The 15,164-nt window shown below is 65.3% G+C and carries 13 protein-coding genes; 1 reads left to right on the top strand and 12 read right to left on the bottom strand.

The genetic code is table 11. The features are described from left to right. Window positions 1–175: 175 nt before the first annotated feature. From HYH08_RS33295 to HYH08_RS33270, 6 genes are all read right to left on the bottom strand, one after another. Window positions 176–1,543, bottom strand: coding sequence for a M16 family metallopeptidase (locus HYH08_RS33295; protein WP_220014049.1), 1,368 nt, complete (start codon window positions 1,541–1,543; stop codon window positions 176–178). Next, a complete protein-coding gene (locus HYH08_RS33290) occupies window positions 1,540–2,934 on the bottom strand; it encodes a M16 family metallopeptidase (protein WP_502789357.1) in 1,395 nt (464 codons plus the stop codon). Before HYH08_RS33290 ends, HYH08_RS33295 begins: the two co-directional genes overlap by 4 nt. A gap of 216 nt (window positions 2,935–3,150) precedes the next feature. Continuing rightward, window positions 3,151–3,873 carry a hypothetical protein gene (locus HYH08_RS33285; RefSeq protein WP_220014068.1) on the bottom strand — a complete coding sequence of 241 codons (723 nt, stop codon included), beginning with the start codon at window positions 3,871–3,873 and terminating at the stop codon, window positions 3,151–3,153. A 96-nt stretch (window positions 3,874–3,969) separates the two neighbouring features. Next, window positions 3,970–4,464, bottom strand: a complete 495-nt coding sequence (lspA, locus tag HYH08_RS33280; RefSeq protein WP_220014048.1) for a signal peptidase II — start codon at window positions 4,462–4,464, stop codon at window positions 3,970–3,972. Between the two features lie 10 nt (window positions 4,465–4,474). Next, window positions 4,475–7,474: an isoleucine--tRNA ligase gene (ileS, locus tag HYH08_RS33275; protein ID WP_220014047.1), complete on the bottom strand. Its 3,000-nt coding sequence runs from the start codon at window positions 7,472–7,474 to the stop codon at window positions 4,475–4,477. 203 nt (window positions 7,475–7,677) lie between these two features. After that, a complete protein-coding gene (locus HYH08_RS33270; protein ID WP_220014046.1) occupies window positions 7,678–8,649 on the bottom strand; it encodes a bifunctional riboflavin kinase/FAD synthetase in 972 nt (323 codons plus the stop codon). 230 nt (window positions 8,650–8,879) lie between these two features. Here HYH08_RS33270 and HYH08_RS33265 point away from each other — a divergent pair, with 230 nt between their 5' ends. Next, window positions 8,880–9,275 carry a response regulator gene (locus HYH08_RS33265; protein WP_220014045.1) on the top strand — a complete coding sequence of 132 codons (396 nt, stop codon included), beginning with the start codon at window positions 8,880–8,882 and terminating at the stop codon, window positions 9,273–9,275. Window positions 9,276–9,417: 142 nt separating this feature from the next. On the opposite strand, the gene HYH08_RS33260 is transcribed toward HYH08_RS33265, so the two are convergent. The 6 genes from HYH08_RS33260 to HYH08_RS33235 form a co-directional block, all read right to left on the bottom strand. Beyond that, on the bottom strand, window positions 9,418–10,272 hold the full coding sequence (locus tag HYH08_RS33260) for a TIGR01459 family HAD-type hydrolase (protein WP_220014044.1): 855 nt from the start codon (window positions 10,270–10,272) through the stop codon (window positions 9,418–9,420). 15 nt (window positions 10,273–10,287) lie between these two features. Continuing rightward, window positions 10,288–11,775 carry an EAL domain-containing protein gene (locus HYH08_RS33255; protein WP_220014043.1) on the bottom strand — a complete coding sequence of 496 codons (1,488 nt, stop codon included), beginning with the start codon at window positions 11,773–11,775 and terminating at the stop codon, window positions 10,288–10,290. A gap of 147 nt (window positions 11,776–11,922) precedes the next feature. Next, complete coding sequence (locus HYH08_RS33250; RefSeq protein ID WP_220014042.1) at window positions 11,923–13,053, bottom strand: YihY/virulence factor BrkB family protein; 1,131 nt, start codon at window positions 13,051–13,053, stop codon at window positions 11,923–11,925. Continuing rightward, window positions 13,054–13,641 (bottom strand): phage holin family protein, encoded by a 588-nt coding sequence (locus HYH08_RS33245; protein ID WP_220014041.1) that lies wholly within the window; start codon window positions 13,639–13,641, stop codon window positions 13,054–13,056. 91 nt (window positions 13,642–13,732) lie between these two features. Continuing rightward, window positions 13,733–14,692, bottom strand: a complete 960-nt coding sequence (prmB, locus tag HYH08_RS33240) for a 50S ribosomal protein L3 N(5)-glutamine methyltransferase (RefSeq protein ID WP_220014040.1) — start codon at window positions 14,690–14,692, stop codon at window positions 13,733–13,735. Next, window positions 14,692–15,159, bottom strand: a complete 468-nt coding sequence (locus HYH08_RS33235; protein ID WP_220014039.1) for a molybdenum cofactor biosynthesis protein MoaE — start codon at window positions 15,157–15,159, stop codon at window positions 14,692–14,694. Before HYH08_RS33235 ends, prmB begins: the two co-directional genes overlap by 1 nt. Between the last annotated feature and the right edge of the window lie 5 nt (window positions 15,160–15,164).

Genomic DNA, 15,164 nt, shown 5'->3' with positions numbered 1-15,164 from the left:
GACACAACTTCCCCGCGACAGCTATCAGCCCGTCACAAGCACTCCCCAACCCCCGCGGGAACGATATTGAGCCGCATTTCGGGAGTCAACTATGCCGTGCGCGGGGGGCGCCGCACACCGTGCGTTGCGAGTTGCCGCGATGATTCGGGCGTCGGCGCGACCCTGTCGCCTCAGGTCAGTTCGACTTCGTCGCGGGAGCCGCCGCCGGCTGTGCGGCGGCCTGCGGGGCGCGGCCGACCACGACGGTCAGGAGCCCCTGGCCCCAGAGGCGCTGGGCAGCCGCCCTGGCGTCGTCGATTGTGACCGCATCGACGATGGCGTTGCGCTTCTCGATATAGTCGATCGGCAGCTTGTCCTGCTGATATTGCAGCAGCGCCTGCGCGAGTTTCGAGGAGGTGTCCAGCGCCAGCATCTGCGAGCCCTTCAGGTACGACTTGGCCTCGTCGAGCTCCTTCTGCGTCGGGCCTTCGTCGGCCATGCGGCGCACTTCCTTGTCGATGGCGTCGATGGTGTCGCCGGCGCGGTCGGCGCGCGTGCCGGTGTTGCCGATGAAGATCGCCGAATGCTCCATCCACAGCAGTGATTCGTACACGGAGTAGGCGAGGCCGCGCTTCTCGCGCACTTCGCGATAGAGCCGCGAGGACAGCCCGCCGCCGCCGAGGATGTGATTGACCACATACGCCGCCATGAAGTTCGGATCGCTGCGCTTCACGCCGGGACCACCGAAGGTGATGACGGTCTGCGGCACGTCGAGCGGCACGAAGGCGCGTTGCGGCGGCTTGGCGGCCTCGACGTCGGCGACCGCAGCGAGATTGGCCTTGGCGGGCAGGCTGCCGAAGGTGTGGTCGAGCAGCTTGCCAAGTGTCTCCGGATCGACGTCGCCGACGACCGCGACCTTCAGCGTGTCCTTGGCGAGCACGCGGCCGACATAGTCTTTCATGTCGGCAATCGTGATGGTCGGCACGGTGTCGAGGTTGCCGTTGGTCTGCCGGCCGTAGGGATGATCGCCGAAGGCCACCTCCAGGAACTTGCGGCTCGCCAGCGACGACGGATTGGTGGTCTCGCGGCGCAGGCCCGAGATCACTTGCGAGCGGATGCGTTCGACATCGGCCGTGTCGAAATGCGGCGAGGTCAGCGCGCTCCTGAGCAGGTCGAAAGCCTCGTCCTTGTTGTCGCGCAACATGCGCAGGCTGCCGCGGAACGTATCGCGGGTGGCGCTGAAGGAGAGCTCGATGGCGCGGCGGTCGAGCCGCTCATGGAAGGTCTTGGAGTCCATGTCGCCGGAGCCTTCGTCGAGGAGGTCGCCGACGAGGTTCGCGACGCCCGACTTGTCCTTGGGATCCTGCGACGAGCCGCCGGCGAAGGAATATTCCATGGCGATCAGCGGCACGGTCGCGTCCTGCACGAACCAGGCCTCGATGCCGCCGGGCGAGACCAGGCGCTGGATCTTTGCCGCCGCCTGCGACGGCGAAACCGTCGCGAGCGCAAATGCGGCGCCGGTGGCGAGAGAGAAGGCAATGCGTCGAAGGAAAGGATAGGTCACGAACGCTTCTCCTCGCGCTTGGCGGCACTAATGTCCTTGATCAGATAGCCCGTCACCGAGCGCTTCTTCTCGAGCCATTTCTGCGCGACGGCGCGCACCTGCTCGGCGGTGACCGCGCGAATGCGGTCGGGCCAGCTTCGGATGTCCTCGATCGACAGGCCCGTGGTCAGCGCGCCGCCATACCAGCGCGCCAGCACCGCCTGATTGTCCTGGGCGTAGATCGCTTCAGCGATGAGCTGGGTCTTCACGCGCTCCAGATCCTCGGCGCGGATCGGGTTCGTCGCGACGTCGGCGATGACGCCGTCAATCACCTGCTCGACCTCGGCAAAGCTGACGCCCGGCCTCGGCGAGGCCGAGACCGCGAACTGGGTCGGGTCGAGCGAGATGCTGGAATAGCTGGCGCTGGCGGAGACTGCGAGCGGCTTGTCGACGACGAGCGCGCGGTAGAGATAGGAGTTGCTGCCGCTGCCCATCAGCTGCGCCAGCACGTCGAGGGCTGCGCTCTCGCCCGCTGCGGCGGTCGTTGCCGAGGGGACGAGGTAATAACGGCGCACGCTTGGTTGCTCGACGCGTGGGTCGGCCAGCGTGACGGTGCGTGGTGCGGCCGGCTCCGGCTCCTGCGGACGGATGCGGCGTGCCGGAATTGCGGGCTGCGCCGGGATCGCGCCGAAATTGCGTTCGACCAGCGGGCGGACATCCGCGGCCTCGACGTCGCCGGCGATCACCAGGATCGCGTTGTTCGGCGCGTAGAAGCGGCGGTAGAAAGCAAGCGCATCCTCGCGATCGAGCTTCTCGATCTCCTGATGCCAGCCGATCACCGGCCGGCCGTAGGGATGGTTGAGATAGAGCGCGGCCATGATCTGCTCGTTGAGCCGCGCATCCGGATTGTTGGCGACGCGCATGTTGTACTCTTCGAGCACGACGTCACGCTCGGGCAGCACGTTCTCGTCCTTGAGGATCAGGCCGGTCATGCGATCGGCCTCGAACTCCATCATGGTCGGCAGCTGCTCTTTCGGCACGCGCTGGTAGTAGTTGGTGTAGTCGACCGAGGTCGAGGCGTTCTCGTTGCCGCCGACGCGGAGCACGGTCTGGGAGAATTCGCCGACCGGATGCTTCGAGGTGCCCTTGAACATCAGATGCTCGAGAAAGTGCGCGAGCCCGGATTTGCCCGGGGTCTCGTCGGCCGAGCCGACCTTGTACCAGATCATCTCGGTGACCACGGGCGTGCGGTGATCCGGAATCACCACGACCTGGAGACCGTTGGGAAGCGTGAAGCTGGCCGGCGGGGCCGATGTCACCGTGGTCTGGGCGAGGACGGCACCGGCCGACAGGACGCTCGTCGAAAGCAGCGCGGCAAGGAAGCAGGCAACCGATCGGTTTGCGGACATCATGATCCCTGGTGAAAGGCCGAGTCCGGATGTCCGGCTCGGGGGCACGGCATGGTATACCGTGCGGCTGAGGCTTCGCGTCACGAAGCAGAGAACTCAACGCTTAGGCAAGTTACTGATAAGCAATTTACAGATCGCGTCGGGCGCACATCGGTCGTCGGCGCCGGATGCACTCGGCTCAGGAGCGCTCCGGTCACGATGTCGCTGCAGGCAGGAACGTTATTGTTCCTTGTCTTTGCCGGACATGATGTCGAAGTAGGTCCTTTTCGTATTGTCCTTGCCGGCGCCGTAGGCGTAGCTGGGCGACGGCGTCTGGTAGCCCGGCGGCGGCTCCACCAGCGACTGGCGCGGCGGCTCGCTGGTGAACTGCTTTTCTTCGGGGGTGCCGCCCTTCATCATGCCCCACAGACCGCCGGTGAAACCAAGCTGGGCGGGGCTGAGTGACGGGTTGGAATTGGTGCCCGGCTGAATCGGATCGTTGCTGGTTCGCTCGGGTGCGGCCGTCCTGCCGACATTCATCTCGGCCGGGGTCAGCGGCCGGGCGGCCTGCCAGTTCTCGGTCTCCTTGGTGGCCTTCTTCCGCGCGGCGATGGCTTCCTTGCGGCGCTTCTCCTCGGGGTCCTTGGGCCAGTTCGGAGCGGCCTTGGCCTGGGTCGCGGGAGGCGGCAGGTCGAGCTTGGGCGGCACGACCAGCGGCGAACGCTCGCGGTATTCGATGCCGGGCTTTTCCATGCTCTTGGCGCCGATGCCCGACATCAGATTGTCGATGATCTTCTCTTCGAAGGTCATCCCGTCATCATCATCGTCGTCGTCACCGGCGCGGACCGGGCCAGCCGTCATGACGAGACCGATGCCGAGCGCGACAGCGGACAATTTCAACGCCCGCCAGAACCCGGATTGGGGGTCTCGAACCATCGAACCGCTGGTCTCGGAGCTGCGCATCACTGTACCTGTTCCATATTGTGACAGATTGCCGCTCGCACGCGGCCAGTCCTCGCAAAAAGCAAGGTTCCGCCTGTCAGCCCGTATCGGCCGGGATCAGGGCGCTTTTGCGGCGGGTACCCCCAGGACGGAATCATACAATAGGACCGCCACCCCGACAACGATGGCCACGTCCGCGAGGTTGAAAACGTACCAATTATAAGTGGTTCCGCCGATCTCGATGTGGAACAGAGCGAAATCGACCACCGCGCCATAGGCGAGGCGGTCGATACCGTTGCCGATGGCGCCGCCGATGACCAGGCCCAGCGCGACCGTGGCCAGCCAGGTGTGCGACCGCGCCATCCAGATCGCCAGCGCCACCACGGCAATGACCTTGACCGCCATCAGCGCGATCTGCGCGGCTTGGCTGTCGTTCTGGAGCCAGCCGAAGCTGATGCCGATGTTCCAGGCCAGGACCAGGTCGAAGAACGGCATCACCTTCACCACGCCCTTACGGGCGAGATCGAACCCGTTCAGCAGCCACAGCTTCGAGGCCTGGTCGGCCACGAGCGTGACGATGGCCGTAAGGACGCCGGCGCGGAGCGGGGGCATGGCTGTCCGATCAGACGCTGACGCCCAACGCCTTCCATTCGCGCAGCGCCTTGGCATCGCGCGGGGTGACGTCGGGATATTCAGGGTCCTCGCCCACCGCCGGCGAGATCTTCCAGGAGCGGGCGCATTTGGTGCCGACCGCCTTCTCGACGATGACAGCGACGCCGGGCACCGCATCGAGACGGAACGCGTTCGCCGGCGCCTCGCCCTCGCGCACCTCGTAGTTCGAGGTGATGCAGACTTCGGCGAGATCGGTGTCGAACAGCGTCATCAGCACATCCCGGTCGGCGACATAGATCACCGGCGAGGCCTCCAGCGAGGAGCCGATAATCTTGGCCGCGCGTGCGAGCTCCAGCGCGCCGGTGACGACGCGGCGAACGTTGCGGATCGTCTCCCATTTCGCGGCGAGCTTTTCGTCGAAGAACGTGCCCATTCCACCAGGGAACTCTGTGAGGTGCACGGACGGCTCAGCGTCGGGCCTGTACATCCGCCAGGCTTCGTCGGCAGTGAAGCTCAGAATCGGAGCGAGCCACTTGAGAACGGCCTCGCACAGCAGGTCGATCGTCGTCAGCGCCGCCTTGCGGGTCAACGATGACGGCGGATCGCAATAGAGCGTGTCTTTGCGGATGTCGAAGTAGAAGGCCGACAGCTCGCTGTTGAGAAAAGCGGAAAGCGTGGTGACCACATTCTTGTAGTCGAAAGTGGTGTAAGAAGCGCGAATAACGGCTTGCCGCATGGCCAGCTCGTGCAGCATCAAGCGTTCGAGCTCGGGCATCTCGGCATAGGCGACCTTCTCGCTCGGCCTGAAGTGATGCAGCGTTCCAAGCATCCAGCGCACGGTGTTGCGCAGCTTGCGGTAGGTCTCGATGGTGTTCTTCAGGATCTCCGGGCCGATGCGCTGGTCGTCGGCGTAGTCGGTGGCGCAGACCCACAGGCGCAGGATGTCCGCGCCCGAATCCTTGATCACCTTCTGCGGCTCGACGGTGTTGCCGAGCGACTTCGACATCTTGCGGCCGTTCTCGTCGAGCGTGAAGCCGTGGGTGAGCACGACGTCGTAGGGCGCGCGGCCACGCGTGCCCGCGCTTTCCAGCAGCGAGGAGTGGAACCAGCCGCGATGCTGGTCGCTGCCTTCCAGATACATCACGGTGTCCTGGCCGCCGTCGATCTTGCGGACGATGTTGCCGAGCTGCGGGAAGTTCTGGCGGTCTTCGAGCACGAAAGCGTGGGTGGAGCCGGAATCGAACCAGACGTCGCAGATGTCGTCGACCTTTTTCCAGTCTTCGCTCGCACGCGAGCCGAGGAAGCGCTCGCGGGCGCCGTCCATGTACCAGGCGTCGGCGCCTTCCTCCATGAAGGCTTCGGTGATGCGCTGGTTGACGATCTCGTCCTGCAGGATCTCGGCCGAGCCGTCGGCCTTCTCGCGAACGAACACGGCGATCGGCACGCCCCAGGCGCGCTGGCGCGAGATCACCCAGTCCGGACGGTTGGCGATCATGCCGTTGATGCGGTTCTCGCCCGAGGGCGGCACCCATTGCGTCACCGAGATCGCATGCAGCGCGCGGGCGCGCAGCGTGTCGCCCTTCTTCGCATGGCCGTCCTCGCTGATGTCCTTGTCCATCGCGATGAACCATTGCGGCGTGTTGCGGAAGATCACCGGCTTCTTCGAGCGCCACGAATGCGGATATTGGTGCTTGAGCCGCCCGCGCGCGAGCAGCTTGCCGCCCTCGATCAGCGCCTTGATCACGGCCTCGTTGGCGTCGCCCTTCTCGCCCTTGTCGTTGAGCACGCGCTTGCCGACGAAGCCCGGAGCTTGTGCGGTGTAGGCGCTGTTTTCGTCGACGGTGTAGGGAATCGCCGTCGAGATGCCGCGCGCCTGGAGTTCGCGCGCATTGACCATCCAGACATCAAAGTCCTCGCGGCCGTGGCCGGGCGCGGTGTGCACGAAGCCGGTGCCGGTATCGTCGGTGACGTGGTCGCCGGCGAGCAGCGGCACGACGAACTCGTAGCCGCCATCCAACCCGCGCAACGGATGGGCGCACTCCACGGCGTCCAGCGTGTCGCCGGGAATGTCGCGCACCTTTTCGTAGGAGGTGACGCGGGCCTGCTTGAACACCTCCGCGGCCAGCGCATCGGCGAGGATCAGCAGATCGCCGGTCTTGGCCCAATTGTCCGCGGGCGCTTCGGTCACCTTGTAGAGCCCGTAGGCGATCTTGGGCGAGAACGAGATTGCGCGGTTGCCGGGCAGCGTCCACGGCGTGGTGGTCCAGATCACGACCGAGGCATTGGCGAGTGCGCCATGCGCCGGCGAGGTGACCGGAAACTTCACCCATACCGTATCGGAGGTGTGGTCCTCGTACTCGACCTCGGCCTCCGCCAGCGCGGTCTTCTCGACCACGCTCCACATCACCGGCTTGGAACCGCGATAGAGCGTGCCGTTGGCCGCGAACTTCATCAGCTCACGGGCGATCTGCGCTTCGGCCGGATAGCTCATGGTCTGATAGGGATGATCCCAGTCGCCGATGATGCCGAGCCGCTTGAACTCCTCCCGCTGCACGTTGATCCAGTGCGTCGCATAGGCACGGCACTCTTTCCGGAACGCCACCATCGCGGCGGAGTCGCGGAAATCGGGCTTCTGCTTGCCCTTCTTGCGGTAGTTCTCCTCCTCGATCTTCCATTCGATCGGCAGGCCGTGGCAGTCCCAGCCGGGGACGTAATTGGAGTCGAAGCCGAGCATCTGCTGGCTCTTGGTCACGACGTCCTTGAGGATCTTGTTCAGCGCGTGCCCGATATGGATGTTGCCGTTGGCGTAGGGCGGGCCGTCATGCAGCACGAACTTGGCCCGGCCCTCCGCTTCCTTGCGCAGCTTGTCGTAGAGACCGATGTCGTTCCAGTATTTCAGGATCTCCGGCTCGCGCTGCGGCAGGCCGGCGCGCATCGGGAATTCGGTCTGCGGCAGGAACAGGGTCTTCGAATAGTCTTTAGCGTCGGACTTTTGCGGCTTTTCGGACATGAGGCTGACTGGCTCGGAAATGGCGCGGGAACGGATGGCGACATGGAATCGCGGGGGTGAAACGACGAAATCCCGGTCTTGCGCCGAGCCTTCAGGCTCAGGCGGAAGCCGGGCCGCTAATCCCTATGATGCGCCGCGCAAACATGGGCTCTCCATAGCAGGGGGCCGGGGGAAGCGCAAAGGCAGCAGGGGTCGGTTTGGCCTTAATCAATCGCCCCCAGCCGCGGAAAGGCGTCCGGGGCGGCGGCCAGCATGGCGCGGGCGCGGGCGGAATCGTCGTCCATCTGGCGGATCAGGGCCTCCAGGCTGTCGAATTTCAGCTCCTCGCGGATGAAGCCGATGAAGGCGCAGTCGAGCGCTTGGCCGTAGAGGTCGCCCTTGAAGTCGAACAGGAAGATTTCCAGCAGCGGCGCGCCATTATCAAAGGTCGGGCGGCGGCCGAAGCTTGCCACCCCGTCCAGCCGCTCGGGCCCGCGGCCGACCCGCACGGCGTAGATGCCGTGCTTGAGGCCGCAATTGGCGTCCAGGCGGATATTGGCGGTGGGGTAGCCGAGGTCGCGGCCGCGCTTCTCGCCGTGGATCACCTCGCCGGTGACGAACCAGGGCGCGCCCAGCATGGTGGTGGCCTCATTGAGGAGGCCTTCGGCCAGCGCGATCCGGATCGCGCTGGAGGAGACCGGCCGCTCGTCGATGTCGACATGCGGCTGCACGTCGACCTCGATGCCGAGCCGGGGGGCCTCGTTGACCAGCAGGCTCGGTGAGCCGACGCGCCCCTTGCCGAAATGAAAGTCGTAACCGACCGCGATCCCGCTGACGCCGAGGCGTCCGATCAGGTCATGGTGAATGAAATCTTGCGCGCTGGTGCCGGCCCGCGCCTTGTCGAAGGTCATCACCACGGCGCCGGAGAGCCCGGTGCCGGCCAGTAGCCGCAGCTTGGCCCGCTCGTCCGTCAGGCGGAATTGTGGGGTGTTCGGGCTGAAAAACCGCCGCGGATGCGGCTCGAAGGTCAACGCCAGCGCAGGGCGGCCATGCGTCCGGCCCATTTCCAGGGCTGCCGCAATGACCGCGCGATGGCCCAGGTGAACGCCGTCGAAATTGCCCATGGCGACGACGGCGCCTTTTAAAATCGCGGAATCCGGCGTGGTGTCGCGGATAACGGTAAAATGCGGAGCCATCAGGGGAATTCTCGAAGCGGCAGGACCGGTCCGGACCGTGGCTTGACCGGCCGGATGAAGTCAAGCGGCAGGGGCGGGGCGGATTGAACGAGATTTCAGTCCTTCGAGGGCGCCCGCGATTAACGCGCTGTTTAACGCCTTGGTGCTAGTGCTTGAAATGTGGAACTGCGGGGCAAGAGCCCGACAGGTCCGATTAGAGCAATCCTGGGTTTGCGTTTGGGGGAGTCGAGATGGCGGTTGATTTGTCGATGTCGGTTCTGGTGGTAGACGACTACAGCACCATGATCCGTATCATCAGGAATCTGCTGAAGCAGCTTGGCTTCGAGAATATCGATGATGCCAGCGACGGTTCGGCAGCGCTGAACAAGATGCGCAGCAAGAAGTACGGGCTCGTGATTTCCGACTGGAACATGGAGCCGATGACGGGCTACGACCTGCTGCGCGAAGTGCGCGCGGATCCGAACCTCGCCACCACGCCGTTCATCATGATCACGGCGGAATCGAAGACCGAGAACGTGATCGCGGCCAAGAAAGCCGGCGTGAACAATTACATCGTCAAGCCGTTCAACGCGGCGACGCTGAAGACCAAGATCGAGGCGGTCTTCCCGGACATGGCGAGCGCGTAAGCGCGTTTTCGTGTCCCGGACAAGGCGCGTCACTTCAGTGACGCGACGCTGAGCCGGGACCCAGCCTATCCACGACGTCACTTGCAGCTTCTGGGCCCCGGCTCTGCAGCGCTTTCGCGCTGCGTCCGGGGCACGATAGTTTCTACCACTTCAATTCGCGCATCAGCGCCTTCGGCGGGTGACCGAACAATTCCATCACCGAAGCCGGGTCGAGCTGGTCGAGGCCCTCGAACTCCTCGGCATGGATGCCGCGGGTGACGAACAGGCAGTCGATGCCGAATTCGCGCGCGCCGGTCAGATCGGTACGGACGGAATCGCCGATCGCCAGCACCTTCTTCCGGTCGATCTGGTGGCCCTGGCGCTCGCCGGCCAGCCGCATGGCGCGCTCGTAGATCGGCCGGTGCGGCTTGCCGTAGAAGATCACCTCGCCGCCGAGCTCGCGATAGAGCTCCGCGATCGCACCGGCGCAATAGATCAGCCGGTCGCCGCGCTCCACCACGATGTCGGGGTTGGCGCAGATCAGCGTCAGTTTGCGCTCGCGCGCCTGCAGCATCATGCCGCGGTAATCTTCCGGCGTTTCGGTCTCGTCGTCATAGAGACCGGTGCAGACGATATAGTCGGCCTGTTCCAGCGGCGCGGTGGTGGCATCGAGGCCGCGATAGATCGAATTGTCGCGTTCGGGGCCTAGCCAGAACATCTTGGCTCCGGGATGCTCGGCGACATAGAGCCGCGTCAAATCGCCGGAGGAGACGATGGCATCATAGGTCTCGTCGGCGACGCCGAGCTTGCGCAGCTGCCGCTGCACCGAGTCGGCCGGACGCGGCGCGTTGGTGATCAGGATCACCGTGCCGCCGCGGCTGCGATAGGTGTGCAGCGCCTCGCAGGCTTCGGGGAAGGATTCCAGCCCGTTATGGACCACGCCCCAGATGTCGCTGAGCACGACTTCGACGCCGCCCACGAGTTCGCGCAGGCTCTTGGAGAAATGCAGCGTTGTCATGATACGAGCGGCCGATCAGATACGGCGCGCGAGCGCCGCGTTTCCGGTGATGCGCTGTGCCGGAGGTACGGCTGACGTCGCGCCAGATGTCGTACCTTGGCTGGGGGAAGCGGAGCCATTGGATCCCTGAATATCCTGCGCCTGGTTCGGCGAGGCCCCGCCGGTAGCAGATGCCCCCTCGGGCCGCAATGGCCGGGGCGGGGCGAACAGGAATCCCTGGCCGAACCGCACGTCATAGTCGAGCAGGTCCACCACCGCACGTTCGCCCTCGATCCGCTCGGCGATCAGGTCGATGCCGAAACGGCCGAGCAGGTCGGAGAGGTCGGACGGGTGGATGTCCGAGGTCGAGGCCTGCCGGGGATCGAGCAGCAGCGAGGCCGGCACCTTGATGAAGCGCACGCCGCGGTCGGCGAGCTCGCGCGGCTCGATCCTGAGATCGGTGACGTGGTCGATCGAGAAGCGGAAGCCGCGCTGGGCAAGCGCTGCGAGGTTTTCGGTCTCGGTCGGGCCGAGACTGCGGAAGGTCGACTGCTTGAACTCCAGCACCAGCGACGGCGCCAGCGCCCGGTTGGCTTCGAGGAAGTCGAGGCATTGCGCAAAGCTGGTGGAATTGCCGAGCGTGGAGGCCGCGACGTTGCAGAACACGCCGACATCCTTGTTGCGCACCATCAGGCGGCGCAGCACCTGCACACAACGCAGCATCACCATGTTGTCGATGCGCCCGATCAGGCCGGAGGCCTCGGCGATGCTGATGAACTCCTCGGCGGCGATCAATTGGTCGCGCTCGTCGCGCAGGCGCGTCACCGCCTCGTAGAACCGCACCTTGCGCTGCGGCAGCGTCACCATCGGCTGGAGGAAGATGTCGATGCGGTTCTCGTCGATGGCGCCGCGCAGCGTCGCCAGCATCTGGCTCTGGTTGCGCCCGTTGGCGACCTGAACGGGATTGGCGGCCTGGGTCTGGACCACCGGCGGGGCCGGCCGCGGTGGCGGCGCGGGAAGCGGGGGAGGGGCGACCCGCTCCTCGAAGGGCGCAACCAGGTCAAGCGGCGTTTCTGGCTCCAGCCGCGCGGCCGGGCCGGAGGCCGGCACGGGCGCGCTGCCGGCCAGGAGGTCTTCATGGGCCGATACGGTGGTGGCGAGCTGCTTGACCAGTCCGCCGAGCTCGTTGATCTCGCCGACCACCGACTGGATGCGGTCGGAGTTGGTCGAATTCGACGAGGCGATACGTCCCTCGATCGCAGCCAGCCGGCGGCCGAACTCGGCGACCTGGCGGGCGAGGTCGGCGGTGCCGCGGGAGAGGTCGGCGATCTGGCCGCCGACGTCGCTGCGGTCGCGCAGCCGCATCGACACCGCGTTGTAGAGGATCAGGAAGGTCAGCGCGGTCAATGCCACGATCGCGGATTCCGTCCCGCTGATGCCGGCGACCGAGTAGAGCACAAGCCCGAGCGAGGCCGCGACCAGAACCATGCAGATGGCGATGAAGATCGTCGAAATGCGAATCATGCCGCGCGTTACGCCTCAAAGAGCTGACAGTCTCACCCGGGAAAACACGGGTCACACTGCGCGACCCGTCACGCCTCGTGCTTCCCCAAGTGGCGCGAGCCTAACATCATTGTTGATTCGAGGGGATAGCGGCCCGCTCCCAGGCGGTCAGGCCGGTGCGGCGGCGCCGACCGTGTCGGCCGAGACGGCGTCGCGGGTGCCGAGCGGCTTGGGCGGCCCCTCGGTCGTGTCCTTCAGTGTCTGCCGTTCGATCTCCGAATTCAGCTCGGCGCCGAACATGATGACGATCGCCGACATCCACATCCAGGTCATCAAACCGATCGCGGCGCCCAGCGAGCCGTAGGTCGCGTTGTAATTGGCGAATTCCGACAGATACCAGGAGAGCAGGGCCGAGCCGGCGATCCAGAGGATGGCGGCGATCACCGCGCCGAGGCTCAGCCATTGCCATCGCGGCGCATCGCGGCTGGGCGCGAAGCGGTAGAGGATTGCAAGCGCCCCCAGCAGGATGAGAAACATCAGCGGCCATCGCGCCAGCGCCACGATCAGCTTGCTTTCGGGCGCCATGCCGAGACGATTGAGCGCGAGTGGGAAGGCGACGACAACTCCCACCATCACCAGCAGCGCCACGATGCCGCCGACCGTGAAGGCCAGCGACACCATGTTGAGTTTGATGAAGCTGCGCTTCTCGCGCTCCTCATAGGCGACGTTGAGGGCGTCGAAGATCGATTTGACCCCGGCATTGGCGCTCCAGATCGCAAGCACGAGGCCGAACAGGAAGGTGGCACCCAGCGTCGTATTGCCGTTCGAGACCACGCGCGCGACCTGGTCCTCGACGATCTGGAACGAGCCTTCGGGCAGCATCGTCGCGAGCGTCTGGAGGTTGTCGCTGATCGTCTTGGGATCGGCGAACAAGCCGTAGGAGGAGACAAGCGCCGTGACCGCGGGAAAGATCGCGAGCAGCCCGAAGAACACGACGCCGCCCGCCGTGGCAAGCAGACGATCCTCATCGATGCGCTGATAAGTACGCCAGAAGATATCCTTCCAGCCCTTCCAGGGGATCTCGAACGGGCTCCTGGCACGGCGGCCGTGGCCGGGCTGCGCGGCCGCGCGCGCGGGGGGCGTTTCCGGTGAATTCGCCTCGCCTTTGCGGTGGTCTTGCGGTGGCCCGGATAGCGGCAAGCCTGTGTCCTGAAAATAGCGCTCCGCCGTCAGCACAAAGATCGCCGTCGCCGCTACCAGCAGCCAGGAGTCGATCTGTTCGGAGCGCCGCACCGGCATTTAAGCGCCCAATCTCTGGCCGTGACGCCGGCGGCGCGCCGCCGTGAACCCCGCCACGCCAATCGCGGCGAGCATCAGGCCAAGTTGCACGGGTCGGTTGGTGCGAACGGGCCAGGCTCTCGCGCCGTGGCGGCGCTCGCCCGGCGCGAGCGGCGCAAGGGGGATCGTGGTCGCGACCTCTTTCACGGCCTCTTTGACCGTCCCGCGCGGGATTCGCGGGGTCGCGATCGCGACGCGCAACCGGCTGGCCAGCGGCACGATCGGCTTGGCTTTGCGCTTCATCTGCGCCATTGCCACGCCGGTGCAGACCGCTGCCAGCACCAGCAGCAATCCCCCGGCGGCACCAAACCCCCAGAACTGCCCGTAGGTGATGGCGACCCAGCGGTACAGGGCGATCAGCCCGACGAAGAATGCCGCGATCAAGAACAGGCCCGCCACTGCAAAGAGCCCGCCTGCCACCGCGTAAGACGTCACCTTGCCGGTTGCCTGGCTGGTCTGGTCACGCAGATAGGATTGAGCGGCGCGTTTGACGTGGTTGAGCTTGAGCGCCATGCCGGCGCGCAGCAATTCGCCCGATGGCGCGAGCATGCGGTCATCCTCCGAGAGCTAAGAAATTCTTCGGGGAGTGAACGTGGCGGAATTTGACTTGTTCCGACGGAGCGCCATCCGTCGTGGCGAATCAGCCGAGATCGGCGGCCGAAATCCAGAACACCTCGCCCTCGGAATCCTCGGTGTCGAGCCAGAGCAGCGGCAGTTCCGGGAAGGCCTCCTCCACCAGATCGCGACCGCGGCCGATCTCGCAGATCAACCCGCCGCCGGGCGTCAGGTGGTCGGGTGCTTCAGCCAGGATGCGGCGGACCACGTCGAGACCATCGGCGCCGCCGTCGAAGGCGAGCTTTGGCTCGGCCCGGCATTCCGGCGGCAGCGCGGCCATGCCTTCGGCATCGACATAAGGCGGGTTGGTGATGATGAGGTCGTAGCGTGCATCGCCGAGGGGGGCGAACAGGTCGCCACGATGGAGCGTGATCCGCTCAACGAGTCCGTATTCGTCGACATTGCGCGTGGCAACCTCGATCGCGCCTTTGGAGATATCGACGACATCGATCGCCGCATACGGGAAATGATGGGCCGCGAGGATCGCAAGACATCCCGACCCCGTGCAGAGATCGAGCACGCGCTCGACGGCCGTGGGATCGTCGATCAGCGCGCCTGCGCCTTCTTCGCCGCCGAAATGCGACTCCAGCAGTTCGCCGATGAAGGAGCGCGGGACGATGACGCGTTCATCGACGTAGAACGGCAGGCCGCGCATATAGATCTTGTTGACGAGATAGGCCGCCGGTTTGCGCGTGGTGACGCGTCGATGGATGAGGTCGAGGACGGTCTTGCCTTCCGCGATCGTGACGCGGGCATGGGCAAAGCCATCGAACTGTTCGGGATTGAGGTGCAGGGCCTCGCAGACCAGGAAGGCCGCTTCCGCGACCGGATCGGTCGTGCCATGGGCAAAAGCGAGCTTTGCTTCGACGAACCGGCTCACCGCGTAGCGGACGTAATCGAGCAGCGTGACGAGCTCGCCGGAGCCCACCTTCGCAAGCTTTGGCGCGGCGCGGCCGCGCGTGGTCTTTTTCGTAGCTTTTGCCATTACGATTTCGTCCAGCGGGCGGCGGCCTCGTCGTCACGGGCGTGGGCCTCGACCCAGCCGGTGCCGGTGGCGCTCTCTTCCTTCTTCCAGAAGGGCGCGTTGGTCTTGAGATAGTCCATCAGGAACTCGGCCGCCTGGAATGCGGCCTGGCGGTGCTGCGACGCCGTCAGCACCAGCACGATGTTCTGACCGGGCACGAACCGGCCGACGCGGTGGATCACGGTGACGCCGTTCAGCGGCCAGCGCGACACAGCCTCGTCGGCATGGCGCTTGATCTCCTCCTCCGCCATGCCGGGATAATGTTCGAGCGTGAGCGCCGAGACCTTCGAACTGTCCTCCTCGGCGCGGCAGATGCCGGAAAAGCTCACGACCGCGCCGATGTCGGTGCGGCTTTTGGTCAGAATCGCGATCTCGCGCGCAATGTCGAAATCGTCTTCCTGGATGCGGATGGTGACGGGGCAGGTCATGGCTT

Origin of the sequence: Bradyrhizobium sp. BR 10289 (genome assembly GCF_019455385.1) — a bacterium.
Taxonomy (GTDB): domain Bacteria; phylum Pseudomonadota; class Alphaproteobacteria; order Rhizobiales; family Xanthobacteraceae; genus Bradyrhizobium.
Note: the sequence above shows the minus strand (reverse complement) of the source record. Positions and strands in the feature narration are given on the sequence as shown.